This is a genomic window from Kitasatospora sp. NPDC088391 (assembly GCF_044753345.1).
GTDB lineage: Bacteria > Actinomycetota > Actinomycetes > Streptomycetales > Streptomycetaceae > Kitasatospora.
The window spans coordinates 19,712-37,491 of record NZ_JBIVNB010000002.1 but is presented as its reverse complement, the minus strand read 5'-3'; the positions used below and the strand labels follow the sequence as shown (position 1 = coordinate 37,491).

Sequence of the window (17,780 nt, the reverse complement as noted above, 5' to 3'; positions counted from 1 at the left end):
GGGGCCCCCCCGGGGGGGGGGCCCCCCCGGGGGGGGCGGGGCCGCCGGGGGGGCGGGGGGGGCCCCCCCCCCCCACACCCCGGGGGGGGGGCGGCCCCCCGCCCCGCCCCCCCACTGCCGTCACGCGTTCCCGGTCACTTGCGCTTGCGCTTCTCCCGGACCCGGACCGAGATCGAGATCGGGGTGCCGACGAAGCCGAACTCCTCGCGCAGGCGGCGCTCGATGAAGCGGCGGTAGCCGGCCTCCAGGAAGCCCGAGGCGAACAGCACGAACCGCGGCGGGCGGGTGCCCGCCTGGGTGCCGAACAGGACGCGCGGCTGCTTGCCGCCGCGGATCGGGTGCGGGTGGGCGGCCACCAGCTCGCCCAGGAAGGCGTTCAGGCGCGCGGTCGGGATGCGGGTCTCCCAGCCGGCCAGCGCGGTCTCGATCGCCGGGACGAGCTTCTCCATGTGCCGCCCGGTCTTCGCCGAGACGTTCACCCGGGGCGCCCACTGGACCTGCACCAGGTCGCGCTCGATCTCGCGCTCCAGGTAGTAGCGGCGCTCCTCGTCGAGCTGGTCCCACTTGTTGTAGGCGATGACCACGGCGCGCCCGGCCTCGACGGCCATCGAGATGATCCGGGTGTCCTGCTCGGCGAGGGTCTCGCTGGCGTCGACCAGGACGACCGCGACCTCGGCCTTGTCCAGCGCGGCGGAGGTCCGCAGCGAGGCGTAGAAGTCGGCGCCGGAGGTCAGGTGGACCCGGCGGCGGATACCGGCAGTGTCGATGAACTTCCAGGTCTTGCCGCCGAGTTCGATCAGCTCGTCGACCGGGTCGCGGGTGGTGCCGGCGATCTCGTTGACCACCACCCGGTCCTCGTTCGCGACCTTGTTCAGCAGGCTGGACTTGCCGACGTTCGGGCGGCCGATCAGCGCGACCCGGCGCGGGCCGCCGGGGGCCAGGCCGTCGCCGAACAGCTGCGGCGGGGCCTCCGGCAGCACCTTCAGCACGGCGTCCAGCAGGTCGCCGGAGCCGCGGCCGTGCAGCGCCGACACCGGGTACGGCTCGCCCAGGCCGAGCGACCACAGGTAGGCCGCCTCGGCCTCGGTGGACGGGCCGTCGACCTTGTTGGCGCACAGCACCACGGGCTTGCCGGAACGGCGGATCAGCTTGACCAGCGCGTCGTCGGTGTCGGTGGCGCCGACGGTGGCGTCCACCACGAACAGCACCGCGTCGGACTGCTCGATGCCCAGCTCGGCCTGGCCGGCGACCATCGCGTCGATGCCGAGGACGTCCAGCTCCCAGCCGCCGGTGTCGAGGACCTTGAACCGGCGCCCGGCCCACATCGCCTCGTAGCTGACCCGGTCGCGGGTCACGCCCGGGCGGTCCTCGACGACCGCCTCGCGGCGGCCGATGATGCGGTTGACCAGGGTCGACTTGCCGACGTTCGGGCGGCCGACGATGGCCAGCACCGGCATCGGGCCGTGGCCGTCCAGGTCGGCGTCCACCTCGTCGGCGTCGAAGCCCTCCTCGGCGGCCAGCGCCATGAACTCGGCGTACTCGGCCTCGCCGAGCTCGCCGTGGTGGGCGGAAGTGTCGTTGCTCATGTTCCGTTTTCCGTTTCCCGGCCCGGCCCTTCCCAGGGGCGTGCCGTGCGTACCTGCCCGGTGGGCAGCGCGAACCGCGCGGATCTCGCGCGGTCGGAGCGTTGTCCGTCTGTGGTCGGTGGTTCAGGCGGCGGTCAGGCCGGCCCGCTCCTCGACCAGGGCGGTGATCGTGCCGATCACCTGGTCGAGGGTGAGTTCGCTGGTGTCCACCAGGACCGCGTCGGCGGCCTGGGTCAGCGGCGCGGTCTCCCGCGAGGAGTCAGCGGCGTCCCGGCGGGCCAGGTCGGCCGCCATCTCGGCGATGGTCGCCTCGTCGACGCCCTTGGCCCGCAGCTCGGCGGCCCGGCGGTCGGCCCGAGCCCGCACCGAGGCGGTCAGGAACACCTTCACCGTGGCGTCCGGGAACACCACGCTGCCCATGTCCCGGCCCTCGGCGACGATGCCGGCGGCGGCGTGCGCGGCGCAGCCGCGCTGCAGCTCCACCAGCCGGGCCCGGACGGCCGGCACGGCCGCGACGGCGCTGACCGCCGCCGTCACCTCCGCGCCCCGGATCGGACCGGACACGTCCCGGCCGTCGACCGTTATGGTCGGGCCGGCCGCGTCCGTGCCGGAGACGATGACGGGCTTGCCGCAGGCGATCGCGACCGCCTCCGCGTCGTCGACGTCCACCCCGTTGGCGAGCATCCACCAGGTCATCGCCCGGTACATCGCGCCGGTGTCCAGGAAGCTCAGCCCGAGCCGCGCGGCGACGGCCCGCGACACGGTGGACTTCCCGGACCCCGCCGGTCCGTCGATCGCGACGACGACCGGGCCGCTCGACGCTCGGTCGACACTGTCCACGGGGCGAACCTCTTCTCTCACTGCGCAGGGAACTCCCCCCAAGGTTAATCGACCCGCCCCCTCCCCCGTCCGCCCCGCCCACCGCCGGGCCCCGGGCCACCCCGCCGCCCCCAACCGGGGCACCCGCCCACGACGAGCCGTGACAACGCGAATGCCCCTCCAAGCCCCGCGCAGCGGACTCCCCGCCCGCGGCGAGCCCCGAGGACACGAACGCCCCCGCCGAGCCCCGCGCAGCGGCTCCCCGGCCCATCCAAAAAAACTTCTCCGGCCCCGCGCAGCGGGTTTCAGTCGCGGACGCCCCAGCCGCGTTCGCGCAGGCCCGCGGTGAGGGCGCGGACGACCGTCGGGGCCACGGCCAGCTGGACGTGGCCGACCTGCTGGCCGGTGGAGTGCTCGATGGTGACGTCCTCGATGTTGACGCCGAGGGCGCCGACCTCGCCGAAGAGGCGGCCGAGTTCGCCGGGCTGGTCGCCGAGGACGACGGTGACGGTCTCGTAGCGGGTGGGCGGCGCCCCGTGCTTGCCGGGGATGCGGGCCTGCCCGGTGTTGCCGCGGCGCATGACGGCCTCGATCCCGGCGGCGCCGGCCCGGCGGGCGCTCTCGTCGGAGGTCTGCAGGGCCCGCAGCGCGGCGACCGTCTCGGCGAGGTCCGCGGCGAGGTCGTCCAGGACGTCGGCGACGACGCCCGCGTTGGCGGAGAGGATGTCGACCCACATCGCGGGGTTGGAGGCGGCGATCCGGGTGACGTCGCGCACGCCCTGCCCGGAGAGCCGGACGGCGGTCTCCTCGGCGTGTTCGAGCCGGGCCGCGAGCAGCGAGGAGAGCAGTTGGGGGGCGTGCGAGACGAGCGCGACGGCGCGGTCGTGGTCGGCGGCGTCCATCACGATCGGCATCGCGCCGCACAGCGCGACGAGTTCGAGGGCGGCGTTGAGGGTGCCGGTGTCGGTGTCGGCGGTGGGCGTGAGCACCCAGGGGCGGCCCTCGAAGAGGTCGGCGGTGGCGGCGAGCGGCCCGGAGCGCTCCCGGCCGGCCATCGGGTGCGAGCCGATGTAGTGGACGGTGTCGAGGCCGAGCGCGGTGATCTCGCCGCGCGGTCCGGCCTTGACGCTGGCGACGTCGGTGTAGGCGCGGGCGAGGCCGCGCCGCTGCGCGTCGGCGAGGACCTTGCCGACCAGGGCCGGGGGGACGGCGACGACCGCGAGGTCGACGGGGCCGTCGGCGGGTTCGATGGTGCCGGCGCCGAGCGAGGCGGCCGTGCGGGCGGCGTCCTGGTCGGCGTCCTCCAGGTGCACGCTTATGCCCCGGCGGGTGAGGGCGAGCGCGGCGGAGGTGCCGATCAGTCCGGTGCCGATGACGGCGGCTGTGCGCATGGCGGGTTCTCGTCTCCCGGTCGGGCGGAGGCTGGCGGCCCCATCCTCTCGCACCGGCATCCTCTCGCACCGGAGCGGGCGTCCGCATGCCGCCCCGCGCCGGGGCCGGGGCCGACGCGCAGCGGAAATCCGCGTCCGGTGACGGGTGTTGGGTGCAGACTGGGCGCCCGGGTCCGGGGTGCGGGTCCGTGGCGAAGGGGGCGAGGTGGCGGGGCAGCAGGCGGTGTGGGAGTCGAGGCTGGACTCGGTGGTGGTGCACGCGGTGGGCGCGGTGTGCCGCCGCCGGGCGGCGGGCGTGGTCCCGGCGGACGGGCGGGTGCGGGTGGCGGGGCTGCCGCGGCTCGCGGCGGCGGGTTCGCTGCGGGTGCGGGTGGTCTCGGGCGGGGCGCGGGTCGCCGAGGCCCGGCTGGAGCCGGTGGAGGAGCTCCGGGCGGAGGACGGCCGGCCGGGCTGGGAGCGGGAGTTGGCGGTCCTCGCCGAGGAGCGGGACCGGCTGACGGAGCGTCACCAGCGGCTGGAGGCGCGGATCGCGGAGGTCGCGGGGCTGCGCCCGGTGCCGCCGCCGCGGCGCGCGGACGAGGGCCTGCGCCGGGCCCCGGCGGACGCGGTGCTGGCGCTGGCCGAGTTCGTGGACGCGCGCCTGGCGGTGCTGCAGGAGCGCGCGGTGGAGCTGGCGCAGCGGGTGCGGGAGGCCGAGCACGCCTTCGAGGTGGCGTTCGCGGCCTCGCGGGCCCGGTCGGACGCCGAGCGGCCGGGCGGCCTGGAGTCGGCGGCGCAGGCGGTGCTGGCGGTGCGCGGCGAGGGCCCGGTGGAGCTGGAGGTGGAGTACGCGGTGCCGGGCGCGGTGTGGGTGCCGACGTACCGGCTGGCGCACCGCCGGGGCGGGCGTTCGGCGCGGCTGGTGCTGCGGGCGTCGGTGGCGCAGCGGACGGGCGAGGACTGGTCGGGGGTCCGGCTGGCGCTGTCGACGGCGGACCTGACCAGGTCGAACGCGCTGCCGAAGCTGGGGTCGCTGCGGATCGGGCGGCGGCAGGAGCCGGTGGCGCCGTCGGGGTGGCGGGCGCAGCCGGCCGGTCTGGACGAGCTGTTCGGCGGCTGGCAGGACGCGCAGTCGGCGCGGCCCGCGCCGCGCGCGGAGGCGGCGCGGCCGGTGGCGGTGTCGGCGGCCGGGCGTCCGACGGCCGGTGGCGGGGCCCCGAAGCCGCAGCCGCAGCCGCACCCGCAGCCGCAGGCGCGTCCGGCGGCGAAGCGGGCCCGGGCGGGCGGCGCGCAGCCGCCCGCGCCGGGCTTCGCGCCGCAGGGCCCGGGCGGCCCGCCGTCGTTCGCGGGCGCGCCGCCGCTGCCGCCGATGGCGTCGATGCCGATGCCGGTGCCGCCGCCCGCGCCGGTGGCGTACGGGGCGGCCGCCCCGGCGGGGTTCCTGGCGGACGAGGCCCGGCTGGGCGGGGCGGAGCCGGAGCCGGAGCTGTCGGCGCCGGCCGGTCCGCTGCCGTCGGAGGACCAGTTGGACTATCCGGCGATGGTGCTGGCGGGCCCGGAGGAGGCGTCGTTCCGGCGCGGCCGGCTGTTCCCGGAGCCGGCCGGGCCGGGCGGCGGTGGCGGCGGCGGCGGGGCGGCGCTGCGCGCGGCGGAGGAGGTGGGCCGGCTGCCGCTGCCGCTGTTCGGGGCGCCGCCGCGCCTGTCGGCGGGGTCGTTCGACCACCGGTACGACGCGGCGGCCCCGGCCGACATCCCGTCGGACGGGGTGTGGCACACGGTGGCGGTGGCGGAGCTGACGGTCGGCGTGGCGAGCAGCTACGTGTGCGTGCCGTCGGTGGAGGAGGCGGTGTACGGGGTGCTGGAGCTGTCGAACGCGACGGCGCACGCGCTGCTGGCCGGTCCGGTCGAGGTGTCGGTGGACGGCGACTTCCTGCTGACGACGGGGCTGCCGACGCTGGCGCCGGGCGGGGTGCGGGAGTTGGGCCTGGGTCGGGCGGAGGAGGTGCGGGTGGCGCGGCACAGCGAGCTGCGGGAGTCGACGTCGGGGGTGCTGAACTCGACGACGGTGCTGGACCACGCGGTGCGGATCGAGCTGGTGAACCGGCTGCCGCACGAGGCGTCGGTGGAGGTCCGCGAGCGGGTCCCGGTGTCGGGCGACCCGGAGGTGCGGATCGAGGAGCGGCCGGGCTGGTCCCCGCCGCGGGAGCCGTCCGCGGAGGTGCCGGCCTCGGCCCGGCTCCGCCGGGTGGTGGTGCCGCCGGGCGGTTCGGCGGAAGTGACGGGCGGTTATGTGGTGCGCATCCCGGCCGGCCGGGCCGTGGTCGGCGGGAACCGGAGGAGCTGAACGTGGACGACGAGGCGATCACCCTGCCGGTGACCGCGGTCACCTGCCTGGAGGACCGGGCGCAGGTGGAGCGGACGGCGGGGCTGGAACTGGCGGCGGGCGTGCACCGGCTGCGGCTGGGGCCGGTGTCGGCGCTGGCGGTGGACCGCTCGCTGCACGCGGCGCTGCTGGACGCGGACGGCGGCCCGGCCGCCGCGGCGAAGGTGCTGGACGTGCGGCTGGTGCGGTCCTGGCAGCCGCCGGCGCCGGTCGCGCCGGGGCCGGACGACTCGGCGCTGCGCCGCCGGGTGCACGACCTGGAGCGGGAGCTGCTGGCGGAGCAGCGCCGCCAGGAGCGGCTGCAGGCCCGGCTGGCGCTGCTCGGGCAGCTCGCGGCGGACCTGCTGCGGGAGATCGGCGAGGCCGCGGGCCTGGGCGAGCCGGAGCAGGCCCGCTGGTCCCGGGAGCTGGACCGGGTGGACGCCGAGCGGGAGTCGTACGGGGAGCGGCTGCGGGCCTCCCGGGTGCGTTCGGTGGAGCTGGTGGCGGACCTGGCGGCGGCCGAGGAGGCGCTGGACCGGGTCGAGGAGGAGCCGGCCGAGCTGCTGGCGTTCGTGGAGCTGTCGGTGGAGTGCGCGGCGCCGGGCCGGTTCCTGGCCCGGGTGGGGCACCTGACGGCGTGTGCGCTGTGGCGTCCGGCGTACCGGGCGGAGCTGGTCGGCGGCACGCTGCGGCTGGAGACCGGGGCGGTGGTGTGGCAGCGCACCGGCGAGGACTGGTCGGGGGTGCGGCTGACGCTGTCGACGGCGCGCTCGGCGCTGGCGGGCGAGCCGCCGGCGCTGGCCGAGGACCGGCTGGTGCTGCGGGAGCGTTCGGCGCAGGAGAAGAAGACCGTGGAGGTCGAGCTGCGCGAGCGGGCGGTGGCCGACGCGGGGCCGCTGGAGCCGGGCCTGCCGGGGGTGGACGACGGCGGCGAGGTGCGGGTGCTGCGGGTCGAGGGGCCGGTGTCGGTGCCCTCGGACGGGCGGGCGCACCGGCTGCCGGTGAGCGCGTTCGAGACGGCGGTGCGCAGCGAGTTCGCGGCGGCGCCGGAGCTGTCGGAGGCGGTGACGGAGGTGGTGTCGTTCCGCAACGCCTCGGGGCACGCGCTGCTGGCGGGCCCGGTGGACCTGGTCCGCGGTTCGGGCCACGTCGGCCGGGGCGCGCTGGAGTTCGCGGCGGCGGGCGCGCCGGTGCGGCTGTCGTTCGGGTCCTCGGACGGGCTGCGGGTGGTGCGGGAGGCGGAGGAGCGCCGGGAGGGCGCGGGCCTGGGCGGCCAGCGGACGCTGGTGACGCGCACGGTGCGGCTGCACCTGTCGCACGCGGCGGCGCCGGAGGAGGCCGCCGAGCGGGTGGTGACGGTCCGTGAGCGGGTTCCGGTGTCGGAGGTGTCGGCGGTGCAGGTGCGGCTGCGCAAGGAGCACTGCTCGCCGCCGCCGGACGAGCTGGACGCCGACGGCATCGCCCGCTGGGAGGTGCCGCTGCCGCCGGGCGGGCGCCGCACGGTGACGCTGGTGTACGAGATCGCGGCGACGGCGAAGGTGGCGGGCCTGTGACCCGCCCCCGCCGCGCTCCGGGCCGGGGCGGGTCCGCTCCGGTACAAAAGGAGGCATGATCTACCACCTCGCCCCGCTGGACGACTGGCTGCGCGACCCGGGCCGGCCGTACACCGCGGCCTCGCTGCTGACCGACGGCTTCCTGCACTGCTCGCCCGACGAGGGGACGGCGCTGGCGGTGGCCAACCTGTTCTTCCGGGACACGCCGGACCCGCTGATGGCGCTGCTGATCGAGGAGCGCCTGGTGGAGCCGATGGTGAAGTGGGAGGCGGCGTCGGGCGGCCCGCCGCCCGGCGTCCGGGAGGACGTGCTGTTCCCGCACGTCTACGGGCGGCTGAACCGCACCGCGGTGGTGGGCCTGGAGCGGCTGGAGCGCGGCCCGGACGGGCGCTGGGCCGCGCTGCTGCCCTGGAGCTGACGCACCCTCACCGGGCCGCCGGGAGCGCCCCCGGCGGCCCGTGGGGGGGCGTTCCCGGGGTCGTTCCCGGGGCCGCTTCAGAGCCAGCCGCGTTCGCGGGCCGCCATGCCGGCCTGGAAGCGGGTGGTGGCGCCGAGTTCGCGCATCAGGCCCTGCAGGCGGCGCTGGGTGGTGCGGGCGCTCCAGCCGAGCGAGCGGGCGATCGACTCGTCGGTGAGGCCGGCCGCGAGCAGGCCGAGCAGCTTCAGGTGGTCGGAGTCCGGGCCGGGGCCCTCGCCGTCGCCGAGCACGGTCTGCAGCGGCACGGCGCGCTCCCACTCGGCCTCGAACAGCGCGTCCAGGGCCTGCAGCAGCGCGGACGGGTGGATCACGTAGGCGGCGTCCAGGACGCTGTCGCCGACGCTGATCGGGATGATCGCCATCTTGTCGTCGGCCATCATCATCTTCATCGGCAGCACCGGCCGGACCCGGGCCTCCTCGCCGTCCTCGACGCCGGTGAGGATCTCCTGCTCCAGGCGCCCGGGCCAGGCGATCGCCTCCTTGTCGAAGACGGTGCGGATCCGCACCCCGGCCTTGAGCTTGGCCCGCTGCCGGGGCTGCTGGACGGTCGGGTCCTGCACGTACGGCGGGCAGTCGAAGCCGCGGATCTGGTACTGGCTGGTCTCGATCAGGTGCTCCAGCCGCTGGGCGATCGCCTCGCCGCCGGTCAGCACCTCCACCGAGTGCGCCGGGTCGGTGTACCGGGACGCCTCGCGGAAGGCGTCCATCAGCCGGTGCATCTCGGCGCGGGCGCTGCGCAGTTCGGCCTCGCGGTGGCCGATCAGGGTGCCGATGGCGACGTCGGGGGCGACCGACAGGTAGCGCTCCCGGTCGACCGGGGCGCGGGTCGCCATGCCCTGCTCGGCGAGCCGGTCCAGGGCGTCCCGGCACTGCTCCAGGGTGAGGCCGCAGTGCTCGGCGAGCTCCTGGGCGGTCGACTGCGGTGCGACGACCAGTGCGGCGTACACCTGGCCGTCGGGACGGCCGAGGCCCAGCACTGCGAATGCGTCGAGCATGGTGGTGGTTCCTTCCCCCGCCGCCCGGCGGCCTGAACGCGGTGGCGCACTTCCGCCACGCGCCGGGGCGAACTTCGGTGGCAATCTTCTGCCACCGAACCGGACGATAGCAAGGCCGTGCGGCACGCCTCACATGTCAAGACCCGGCAAAGTCCTGACGTGAACGCGCCGAGAGCCCGTCCGCGGCGGTGCGGACGGGCCCTCGTGCGACGGTCCCTAGAGACCGACCTCGTTCATCAGCGTGCCGACCTCGGGGTTGGTCAGGCGGCGCAGCCAGCCCGACTTCTGGTCGCCCAGCGAGATCGGGCCGAAGGCGGTGCGCACCAGCCGGTCGACCGGGAAGCCGACCTCGGCGAGCAGCCGCCGCACGATGTGCTTGCGGCCCTCGTGCAGGGTCACCTCGACCATGTAGTTCTTGCCGAGGTTGGAGACCACCCGGAAGCTGTCGGCGCGGGCCCAGCCGTCCTCCAGCTCGACGCCCTTGGCGAGCGTCCTGCCGAGGTCGCGCGGCAGCGGGCCCTGGATCGCCGCCAGGTACGTCTTGGTGACGCCGTACTTGGGGTGGGTCAGGCGGTGGGCCAGCTCGCCGTGGTTGGTGAGCAGGATGATGCCCTCGGTCTCGGTGTCCAGCCGACCGACGTGGAACAGCCGGGTCTCCCGGTTGGTCACGTAGTCGCCGAGGCACTGCCGGCCCTCCGGGTCCTCCATGGTGGAGACCACGCCGGCCGGCTTGTTGAGCGCGAAGAACAGGTACGACTGGGTGGCGACGGTCAGGCCGTCCACCTTGATCTCGTCGTTCTCCGGGTGGACCCGGCGGCCCTGCTCCAGCACGGTCTCGCCGTTGACGGCGACCCGGCCCTGCGCGATCAGCTCCTCGCAGGCGCGGCGGCTGCCCATGCCGGCCCGGGCCAGCACCTTCTGCAGGCGCTCGCCGTCCTCGCCGACCTCCTTGCCGGGGCCCTCGTGCCGGGCCAGCACCCGGTCCTCGATCCGGCCCTGCAGCTCCCGGGAGCGCTGCGGCTGGCGCCGCGGGTCGCCGGGCGCGCCCTGCCCGTCCCGGCGCGGCCGGGGGGCCGCCACGGGCTTGCGCGAACCGAAGGCGCCGCGCCCGGGCGTCGCGTTCGGGCCGCCGCCGAACTCGGGGCGGTCGTAGCGGCGCTCCTCGGGCCGCAGCGGACGGTCCGGGTAGCGGCGCTCCTCGCGCCGGTCCCCGCCGCCACCGCCGCCGCTGCCGCCGCGCCGGTCGCCGCCGTACGAGCCGGAGCCCGACCCGGAGCCGCCGCCGTAGCCGCCGCCCGAACCGCCGCGGCCGCCGCCGTACCCGCCCGAGCCCGAGCCGCCGTACCCGCCGCCGCCGCCGCGCGAGGACTGCCCGCCGCGCCCGCCGCCGCTGCCGCCCCCGTAGGAGCCGGAGCCGCCCCGGCCCCCGCCCTGCTGACCGCCGCGGCCGCCCTGCCCGCCCCGGCCCTGGCCGCCGCTGTTCCTGCCGTTGCCACCACTGCTACGCATCAAATGTCCGTACGTCGTATTCCGTCTGGTCGGCCTGGTTCGGCCTCGGCCCCTCCTGTGCGGCGGCGACCGCCTGCGCGATCATCGTGCCCTCCAGGGACTCCGTTTCCACGTCGTCGACCTCGGGCAGGAAGGGCGCGAGCTCCGGCAGCTCGTCCAGGCCGCGCAGCCCCATCCGTTCCAGGAAGTAGTTCGTCGTCCGATACAGGATCGCTCCGGTCTCGGGCTCGGTGCCGGCTTCTTCGACCAGTCCTCGCTGTACCAGGGTACGCATCACGCCGTCGCAGTTCACACCACGGACCGCGGAAACCCGCCCGCGCGACACCGGCTGCCGGTAGGCAACCACCGCCAGCGTCTCCAGCGCCGCCTGCGTCAACCTGGCCTGTTGCCCGTCCAGGACGAACCGGTCGACGGCCGCCGCGCACTCCGCGCGGCTGTAGAAACGCCAGCCGCCGGCCACGGGGCGGAGCTCGAAACCGCGGCCCTGCGCCGTGTACTCGCCCGCCAACTGTCGCAGCGCGAGCGCCACTTCGTCCTTCGGCGCCTCCAGCACGTGGGCCAGCCTGGCCTCCGCGACGGGCTCGTCGGCGACCATCAGCACCGCCTCCAGCGCGGCCCGCAGCGGCACCCCGTCCGGCCCCGCGGAAGGCCCTGCGACCGGCTCGGCGAGCGGCTCGGCGAGCGGCTCGGCGACCGGCTCGGCGAGCGACTGCTCGAAGGACTGCGCGGGCTCGGGCAGCGCGAGAACCCGCTCGACCGGCTCCGGCCGCTCGCCCTCGGGGTACGCGGACTCCTGCCACTCCTGCGGCCGGGGCGCCCCGGGCAGGCCGAGCGTCCGGCGCGACTGCGGCTCCGTCATGCGCTTCCGCCTTCCTCCCGGCCGCCCGCGGGGCGGTCGAACTCGTCGGTGACCTCGATCGGCCGGTCGGCCTCGGCGACCCAGCGCACCAGCAGCTCCCCGAGCGCGTCCGGCTGCTCGAAGGCGAGCGCCCGCTCCCGGTACAGCTCCAGCAGGGCCAGGAACCGGGCCACCACCACCAGGGTGTTCCCGGCGTCGGCGACCAGCCGCCCGAAGGTGGCCTCGCCGAGCGCGGCCAGCCGCCCGGCCACCAGCGCGGCCTGCTCGCGGACGCTGACCGGCGGCATGTGGATGTGGTCGACGTACACGGCCGGCGCGGGCTTCGGCGTGAACGCCTTCGCGGCGAGGGCCGCGAACCGCTCGGGGCCGATCGACAGCACCACCTCGGGCAGCAGCTGCGCGTGGTGCGGCTCCAGGCCGACGGTGCGCGGGCGGCGCAGCGACTCGGCGGCCCAGCGCTCCGCGAACAGGCCGGCCACCCGCTTGTAGGCCCGGTACTGGAGCAGCCGCGCGAACAGCAGGTCGCGGGCCTCCAGCAGGGCCAGGTCCTCCTCGTCCTCGACCTCGGCGGCGGGCAGCAGCCGGGCCGCCTTGAGGTCGAGCAGGGTCGCGGCGACCACCAGGAACTCGGTGGCCGCGTCGAGGTCCCAGTCGGGGCCCATCGCCCGGATGTGGGCGACGAACTCGTCGGTGACCTTCGACAGCGCGACCTCGGTGACGTCCAGCTTGTGCTTGGCGATCAGTCCGAGCAGCAGGTCGAACGGCCCCTCGAAGTTCTCCAAACGGACCTGGAACGCCATAACGCCACATTCTGGCAGACCCCGGGCGCGGCCCGGCGGCGGTCAGCGGCCGCGCAGCCGCCGCACCAGGATCGACGCCTCGCCGCGCTGCTCCAGGTCGGCGAGGACGACCGAGATCGCCTCCCGGACGACCCGGCCGCGGTCGACGGCGAGGCCGTGCTCGCCGCGCAGGACCAGGCGGGCGTGCTCCAGGTCCATCAGCTCCTCGGCGGAGACGTACACGGTGATCTTCTCGTCGTGCCGCTCCCGCCCGGAGGGCCGCCGGGCCCGGCCGCGGCCGCGCACGGTCGCGGAGGCCGGCCGGCGGCCCTCCGCGGCGTCCTCGGGGCGCGCCGGGTCGGTCTCCGGCCGGGCGGCCGGGACGTCCGCGGGGCGGGCGTTCGCGGGGGCCTCGCCGCCCCGGGGCGGCTCCTGCCCGGCCGGGGCGGGGACGGCGGGGCCGGCGCCGTTGCCGTTGCGCGCGAGCGAGGGCGACAGGGCCATTCCGCCGGTCGATCGGAACAGCTCGTCGGCCCCCGGGAGGCTCACTCGGCGGGGCGGCACCGGTCGAGCACCTCCCTGGCGAGCTGGCGGTAGGCGGCGGCGCCGACCGAGTTGGTGGCGTACGTGGTGATCGGCTCGCCGGCCACGGTGGTCTCCGGGAACCTGACGGTCCGTCCGATGACGGTGTGGAAGACGTGCTCGCCGAACGCCTCGACGACCCGGGCCAGCACCTCGCGGCTGTGCACGGTGCGGGAGTCGTACATGGTCGCCAGGATGCCGTCCAGGCGCAGGTCGGGGTTGAGCCGCTCGCAGACCTTCTCGATGGTCTCGGTGAGCAGCGCCACCCCGCGCAGCGCGAAGAACTCGCACTCCAGCGGGACGATCACGCTGTGCGCGGCGGTCAGCGCGTTGACCGTCAGCAGGCCCAGCGAGGGCTGGCAGTCGATGATCACGTAGTCGTAGTCGGGCAGCAGCGGCTTGAGCGCGCGGGCCAGCGCCGACTCGCGGGCGACCTCGCTGACCAGCTGCACCTCGGCGGCCGACAGGTCGATGTTCGACGGCAGCAGGTCCATGCCGGGCACGGCGGTCTTCAGCAGCACCTCGTCGGCCGTCAGGCCCCGCTCCATCAGCAGGTTGTAGACGGTGACGTCGAGTTCCATCGGGTTGACGCCGAGGCCGACCGAGAGGGCGCCCTGCGGGTCGAAGTCCACCAGCAGGACGCGGCGGCCGTACTCGGCCAGCGCGGCGCCCAGGTTGATGGTCGAGGTGGTCTTGCCGACCCCGCCCTTCTGGTTGCACATCGCGATGATCTGCGCGGGGCCGTGCTCGGCCAGCGGCGCGGGGATCGGGAAGTACGGCAGCGGGCGGCCGGTCGGGCCGACCCGCTCGCGGCGCTGGCGGGCCGCGTCGGGCGCCAGGGTGGCGGCGTACTCCGGGTCCGGCTCGTACTCGGCGTCCGGGTCGTCGTACGGGCCGTAGCCGAGCTCGTTGTAGACCAGACCGTACGCCGCGAAGTCGGTGTCGTAGTCACCGGCGGCGCCCGTCGCGCTCTGGCGCGCCTCGAAGGTGCGGACCGCGACCGAGCCGACCTCCTGCGCACCCACCGTGGCCTGCCGGGCTTCCTCGTTCGGCTGCCCGGCGGAGAGCTCCGCCAGTCCTGGCTGACCACCCCCGGGAGCAAATGTCGACTCATTCACAAGTCGTCTTACCTCCTTGGACGTCCAGGACTCTATGTCGATTCGTCAGCGTGGCAGCATGCCAACGGTTTGCGACTCTAGGCCGTTTCGGGCATTCGCAGCAACACAATCCACGGTAGTCGGCCCCATGTGTCGGACTGTCACCCACCCCGTGTCAAGAGACGACCCTAACGTTTCCGCGCGGGCCACGGGCCGTGAGGGCCCGTCAGGTGTCCTTGTCGACAGAGCGGGTGACGAAGCGCACCGGAATTGACCGCCGCCGGACACCTCGGCGTCACCGGCGTGTCGGTACGGGCCCGGGCGGGCATGCCGAAGCCCCCGGCGCGAGGGGAGGGACGGCCGGGGGCGACAGCGGGGTGAGGGGGCGTCAGGCGAGCACGCTCTCCAGGGTGACCGACTCCAGGCCGAAGGCCTCGGCGACGGCCGGGAAGGTGATCTGGCCCTCGTGCACGTTCAGGCCCTTGGCGAGCGCGGCGTCCCGGCGCAGCGCCTCCTTCCAGCCGCGGTTCGCCAGCTCCACCACGTACGGCAGGGTGGCGTTGGTGAGCGCGTAGGTGGAGGTGTTGGGGACGGCGCCCGGCATGTTGGCCACGCAGTAGAAGACCGAGTTGTGGACCTCGAAGGTCGGCTCGGCGTGCGTGGTGGGGTGCGAGTCCTCGAAGCAGCCGCCCTGGTCGATGGCGATGTCGACGAGCACGGAGCCCGGCTTCATCCGGGAGACCAGCTCGTTGGTGACCAGCTTGGGGGCCTTGGCGCCCGGGATCAGCACGGCGCCGATCACCAGGTCGGCCTCGACGACGGCCTTCTCCAGCTCGAAGGAGTTGGACATGATGGCCTTGATCTTGTTGCCGAAGATCTTGTCGGCCTCGCGCAGCTTGTTGATGTCGCGGTCCAGCAGGGTCACGTCGTAGCCCATGCCGATGGCGATGGTGGCCGCGTGCCAGCCGGAGACGCCGCCGCCGATGACGACCGCCTTCGCCGGGTGGGTGCCGGGCACGCCGCCGGGCAGCACGCCGCGGCCGCCGGTCGGGCGCATCAGGTGGTAGGAGCCGACCTGCGGGGCCAGCCGGCCCGCGACCTCGGACATCGGGGCGAGCAGCGGGAGCGCGCCGTTGGACAGCTGCACCGTCTCGTAGGCGATGGCGGTGGTGCCGGAGGCGACCAGCGCGTCGGTGCCGGCCCGGTCGGCGGCCAGGTGCAGGTAGGTGAAGAGGGTCTGGCCCTTGCGCAGGCGGTGGTACTCCTGCGCGATGGGCTCCTTCACCTTGAGGATCATGTCGGCCGCGGCCCACACCTCGTCGGCGGTGGGGAGGATGGTCGCGCCGGCGGCGACGTACTCCTCGTTGGGGATCGAGGAGCCGAGACCGGCGTTGTCCTCGATGACGACCTCGTGTCCGTTGCGGACCAGCTCATGCACGCCGGCGGGCGTGATGGCCACGCGGTACTCGTGGTTCTTGACCTCGCGGGGGATGCCGACCTTCACGGCTAACACGTCCTCTTGTGCCATGGGGAGTCCGACCGGGGAAGACCGGCGGGCGGCGCGCACGAAGGCACAACGGAACGTCCGGTGCATGGATCTATGCGCGACTGAGTTCGAGTATAATGAAGCCCAGGTGGCCTGTCAGCCTTCCAAAGTGACCAATTCGGTCACGACCATTGGCAGGTTCGTAGGCTTGCATGCCTCCTGGCCCTACATTGCGGGTCGAACTCCGCATCTACGACATTACTCCGGAAGCGGACGAACACCCTCCTGGCCGAGGTGCTCGCGCAGCCGCGCCGCCAGCGCCCCGACCTCCCGCTCCCCCGCCGCGTCGCCGGTCCGGCGCAGCACCGCCGCCGCCGACCGGTACTCCCGCAGCGCCTCCTCGAAGCGCCGCAGCGCGGTGTGCGCCTCCGCGAGCCGCACCAGCAGCCGGGCCTCGGCCGGCCGGTCCTCCAGCGCCTGCCGCAGCACCAGCGCCCGCCCGTACGCGTCGGCGGCGCGCACCGGCTCGCCGAGCGCCCGGTGGGCGTGCCCCACGCCCTCCAGCGCGCGGGCGCAGCCGGCCTCGTCGCCCGCCCCCCGGGACAGCTCGACGGCCCGCCGGTAGCGCTGCCCGGCCTGCTCCCAGCGGCCCGCCGCGGCCTGCAGGTCGCCCAGGTTCAGCAGCGCGGCCGCGGCCCGGCGCGGCGCGCCCTGCCGCTCGGCGACCTTCAGCACCGACTCGTGCAGGGCGTGCAGGTCCGCCGGGGCGGCCTCGCCGGTCAGCGGCAGCGCCCGCAGCAGCGCCGTCACCAGCCGGCCCGCCGAACCGTCCAGGTCGCCCTGTCCGACCGCGTCCGCGACCGCCGCCAGCAGCTGCTCCCGCTCGCCCAGCAGCCAGCCGGCCGCCTGCCCGGCGGTCCGCAGCCGCAGCGGCCCCGGCAGCGGGTCCGGGTTCGGCCCGGCGGCCGGGTCGAGCAGCAGCCGCGCCGAGTCGACCAGCCGCACCAGCCGCTCCAGCAGCCGGGCCCGGGCCAGCTCCACCTCGGCCGGGCGGTCCAGCTCGCCGCGCAGCTCCACCAGCCGCCCGTACAGCCGCCCCGGCACCCGGAACCGCTCGGTGCCGTCCGCGGCGGCGGGTTCGCGCTCCAGCAGCTCCAGGTCGGCCAGCGCCCCCAGCGCCGCGCCCGCCTCCGGGGCCGGGCAGCCCACCAGTGCCGACGCCGTCCGCAGGTCCACCTGCTGGCCCGGCGCGAGCGTGCACAGCCGCAGCAGCCGGGCCCGGGCCGCGGGCAGCCGCCGGTACGCCAGCTCGAACGCCCCGCGCAGCGGGTCGCCCTCCACCACCGGCACCGTCCCCGCCGGCACCGTGCCCACCGCTGCCCCCGGAGCCCCCGCCGTCCCGGCCGCGGCCTTCCGCGGCGGGGGCGGCGCCTCCTCCCCGGCCGGGGCGGGGCGCAGCCGGGCGGCGGCGTCGGCGACGGCCAGCCGGGGCTCGCCGCGCAGCCAGCCCGCGGCCAGCCGCAGCGCGGCGGGGCGGTTGGCGCACGCCTCGGCGAGGTCGGCGGCGCCGACCGGGTCGCAGGAGACCCGGGTGCCGCCGACCAGTTCGCCCAGCAGGTCCACGGCCGCGCGGTGCTCCATCCCGCCGAGGATCACCGGGTCGATGCCCTCGATGCCCATCAGCGGGCCGGAGGTGGTCGCCAGCAGCAGCGACCCGCTCTTCTCCGCGAGCAGCGGCCAGACCTGCCCGGCGTCGCGGACGTCGTCCAGCAGCACCAGGGCCCGGCGCCGGGCCAGGGCCTCGCGCAGCGCCTCGCAGGCCGGGTCCTCCTCGGCGGCGCCGGGCAGCAGCGCCGCGCCGGGCCGCTCCCCCAGCTGGTCCAGCAGGACCCGGGCGGCCCGGCCCGCGCCGACCCGGGTGCCGTCGGGCGCGGACATCCGCGCGTACAGCAGTCCGTCGGGGTGGTCGCCGGCCACCGCCCGGGCCCAGTGCACCGCGAGCGCGGTCCGCCCCGAGCCGGGCCGCCCGGCCAGCACCAGCAGCCGGCCGCGGCCCTGCGCGGGCCGCCCGGCCGCCACCGTCAGTGCCGCCAGCTCCGCCCCGCGCCCCGCGAACGGACGGCCGCCCGCGGGCAGCGCGTCGAAGGTCCCGGCCGCCTCGGCCACCGCCGCCGTCTTCCTCGCCACCCGCGCCACTCCCGACCCGTCGCGAACCGAACCCCGTCCGCGAAGCGTAGTTCGAGCACCCCGCCGCACCGGGACGCCCCGGTATGACCAACCGCCGAATCACCCCGGTGGCGGA

At 76.0% G+C, this 17,780-nt stretch carries 14 protein-coding genes; 3 read left to right on the top strand and 11 right to left on the bottom strand.

The features are described 5' to 3' along the window. Window positions 1–134 precede the first annotated feature (134 nt). The 3 genes from der to ACIQBJ_RS04920 form a co-directional block, all read right to left on the bottom strand. A complete protein-coding gene (gene der, locus ACIQBJ_RS04930; RefSeq protein WP_400703650.1) occupies window positions 135–1,586 on the bottom strand; it encodes a ribosome biogenesis GTPase Der in 1,452 nt (483 codons plus the stop codon). Window positions 1,587–1,709: 123 nt separating this feature from the next. After that, on the bottom strand, window positions 1,710–2,426 hold the full coding sequence (cmk, locus tag ACIQBJ_RS04925) for a (d)CMP kinase (protein WP_400703647.1): 717 nt from the start codon (window positions 2,424–2,426) through the stop codon (window positions 1,710–1,712). Window positions 2,427–2,710: 284 nt separating this feature from the next. Beyond that, on the bottom strand, window positions 2,711–3,796 hold the full coding sequence (locus ACIQBJ_RS04920) for a prephenate dehydrogenase (protein WP_400703644.1): 1,086 nt from the start codon (window positions 3,794–3,796) through the stop codon (window positions 2,711–2,713). Window positions 3,797–4,001: 205 nt separating this feature from the next. On the opposite strand from ACIQBJ_RS04920, the gene ACIQBJ_RS04915 reads away from it, so the two are divergent. From ACIQBJ_RS04915 to ACIQBJ_RS04905, 3 genes are read left to right on the top strand one after another with little or no spacing between them, the layout of a single operon-like run. After that, window positions 4,002–6,119, top strand: coding sequence for a DUF4139 domain-containing protein (locus ACIQBJ_RS04915; RefSeq protein WP_400703641.1), 2,118 nt, complete (start codon window positions 4,002–4,004; stop codon window positions 6,117–6,119). Continuing rightward, window positions 6,116–7,693 (top strand): DUF4139 domain-containing protein, encoded by a 1,578-nt coding sequence (locus ACIQBJ_RS04910; protein ID WP_400705783.1) that lies wholly within the window; start codon window positions 6,116–6,118, stop codon window positions 7,691–7,693. The genes ACIQBJ_RS04915 and ACIQBJ_RS04910 overlap by 4 nt, the downstream gene beginning before the upstream one ends. A gap of 55 nt (window positions 7,694–7,748) precedes the next feature. Then, window positions 7,749–8,111: a DUF952 domain-containing protein gene (locus ACIQBJ_RS04905; protein WP_400703638.1), complete on the top strand. Its 363-nt coding sequence runs from the start codon at window positions 7,749–7,751 to the stop codon at window positions 8,109–8,111. 77 nt (window positions 8,112–8,188) lie between these two features. On the opposite strand, the gene ACIQBJ_RS04900 is transcribed toward ACIQBJ_RS04905, so the two are convergent. The 8 genes from ACIQBJ_RS04900 to ACIQBJ_RS04865 form a co-directional block, all read right to left on the bottom strand. Continuing rightward, complete coding sequence (locus ACIQBJ_RS04900; protein ID WP_400703635.1) at window positions 8,189–9,166, bottom strand: helix-turn-helix domain-containing protein; 978 nt, start codon at window positions 9,164–9,166, stop codon at window positions 8,189–8,191. Window positions 9,167–9,382: 216 nt separating this feature from the next. Continuing rightward, entirely contained in the window at window positions 9,383–10,675 is a 1,293-nt protein-coding gene (locus ACIQBJ_RS04895) for a pseudouridine synthase (protein WP_400703632.1), read from the bottom strand. Then, window positions 10,668–11,270 (bottom strand): SMC-Scp complex subunit ScpB, encoded by a 603-nt coding sequence (scpB, locus tag ACIQBJ_RS04890; RefSeq protein ID WP_400705780.1) that lies wholly within the window; start codon window positions 11,268–11,270, stop codon window positions 10,668–10,670. The genes ACIQBJ_RS04895 and scpB overlap by 8 nt, the downstream gene beginning before the upstream one ends. Before the next feature lie 260 nt (window positions 11,271–11,530). Next, a complete protein-coding gene (locus ACIQBJ_RS04885; RefSeq protein ID WP_400703629.1) occupies window positions 11,531–12,334 on the bottom strand; it encodes a segregation and condensation protein A in 804 nt (267 codons plus the stop codon). 42 nt (window positions 12,335–12,376) lie between these two features. Further along, entirely contained in the window at window positions 12,377–12,817 is a 441-nt protein-coding gene (locus tag ACIQBJ_RS04880) for a hypothetical protein (protein WP_400703626.1), read from the bottom strand. A 41-nt stretch (window positions 12,818–12,858) separates the two neighbouring features. Next, entirely contained in the window at window positions 12,859–13,920 is a 1,062-nt protein-coding gene (locus tag ACIQBJ_RS04875) for a ParA family protein (protein WP_400703623.1), read from the bottom strand. Window positions 13,921–14,380: 460 nt separating this feature from the next. Beyond that, on the bottom strand, window positions 14,381–15,496 hold the full coding sequence (gene ald / locus ACIQBJ_RS04870; protein ID WP_400705777.1) for an alanine dehydrogenase: 1,116 nt from the start codon (window positions 15,494–15,496) through the stop codon (window positions 14,381–14,383). 240 nt (window positions 15,497–15,736) lie between these two features. Further along, on the bottom strand, window positions 15,737–17,665 hold the full coding sequence (locus ACIQBJ_RS04865; protein ID WP_400703620.1) for an AAA family ATPase: 1,929 nt from the start codon (window positions 17,663–17,665) through the stop codon (window positions 15,737–15,739). Window positions 17,666–17,780: the final 115 nt, after the last annotated feature.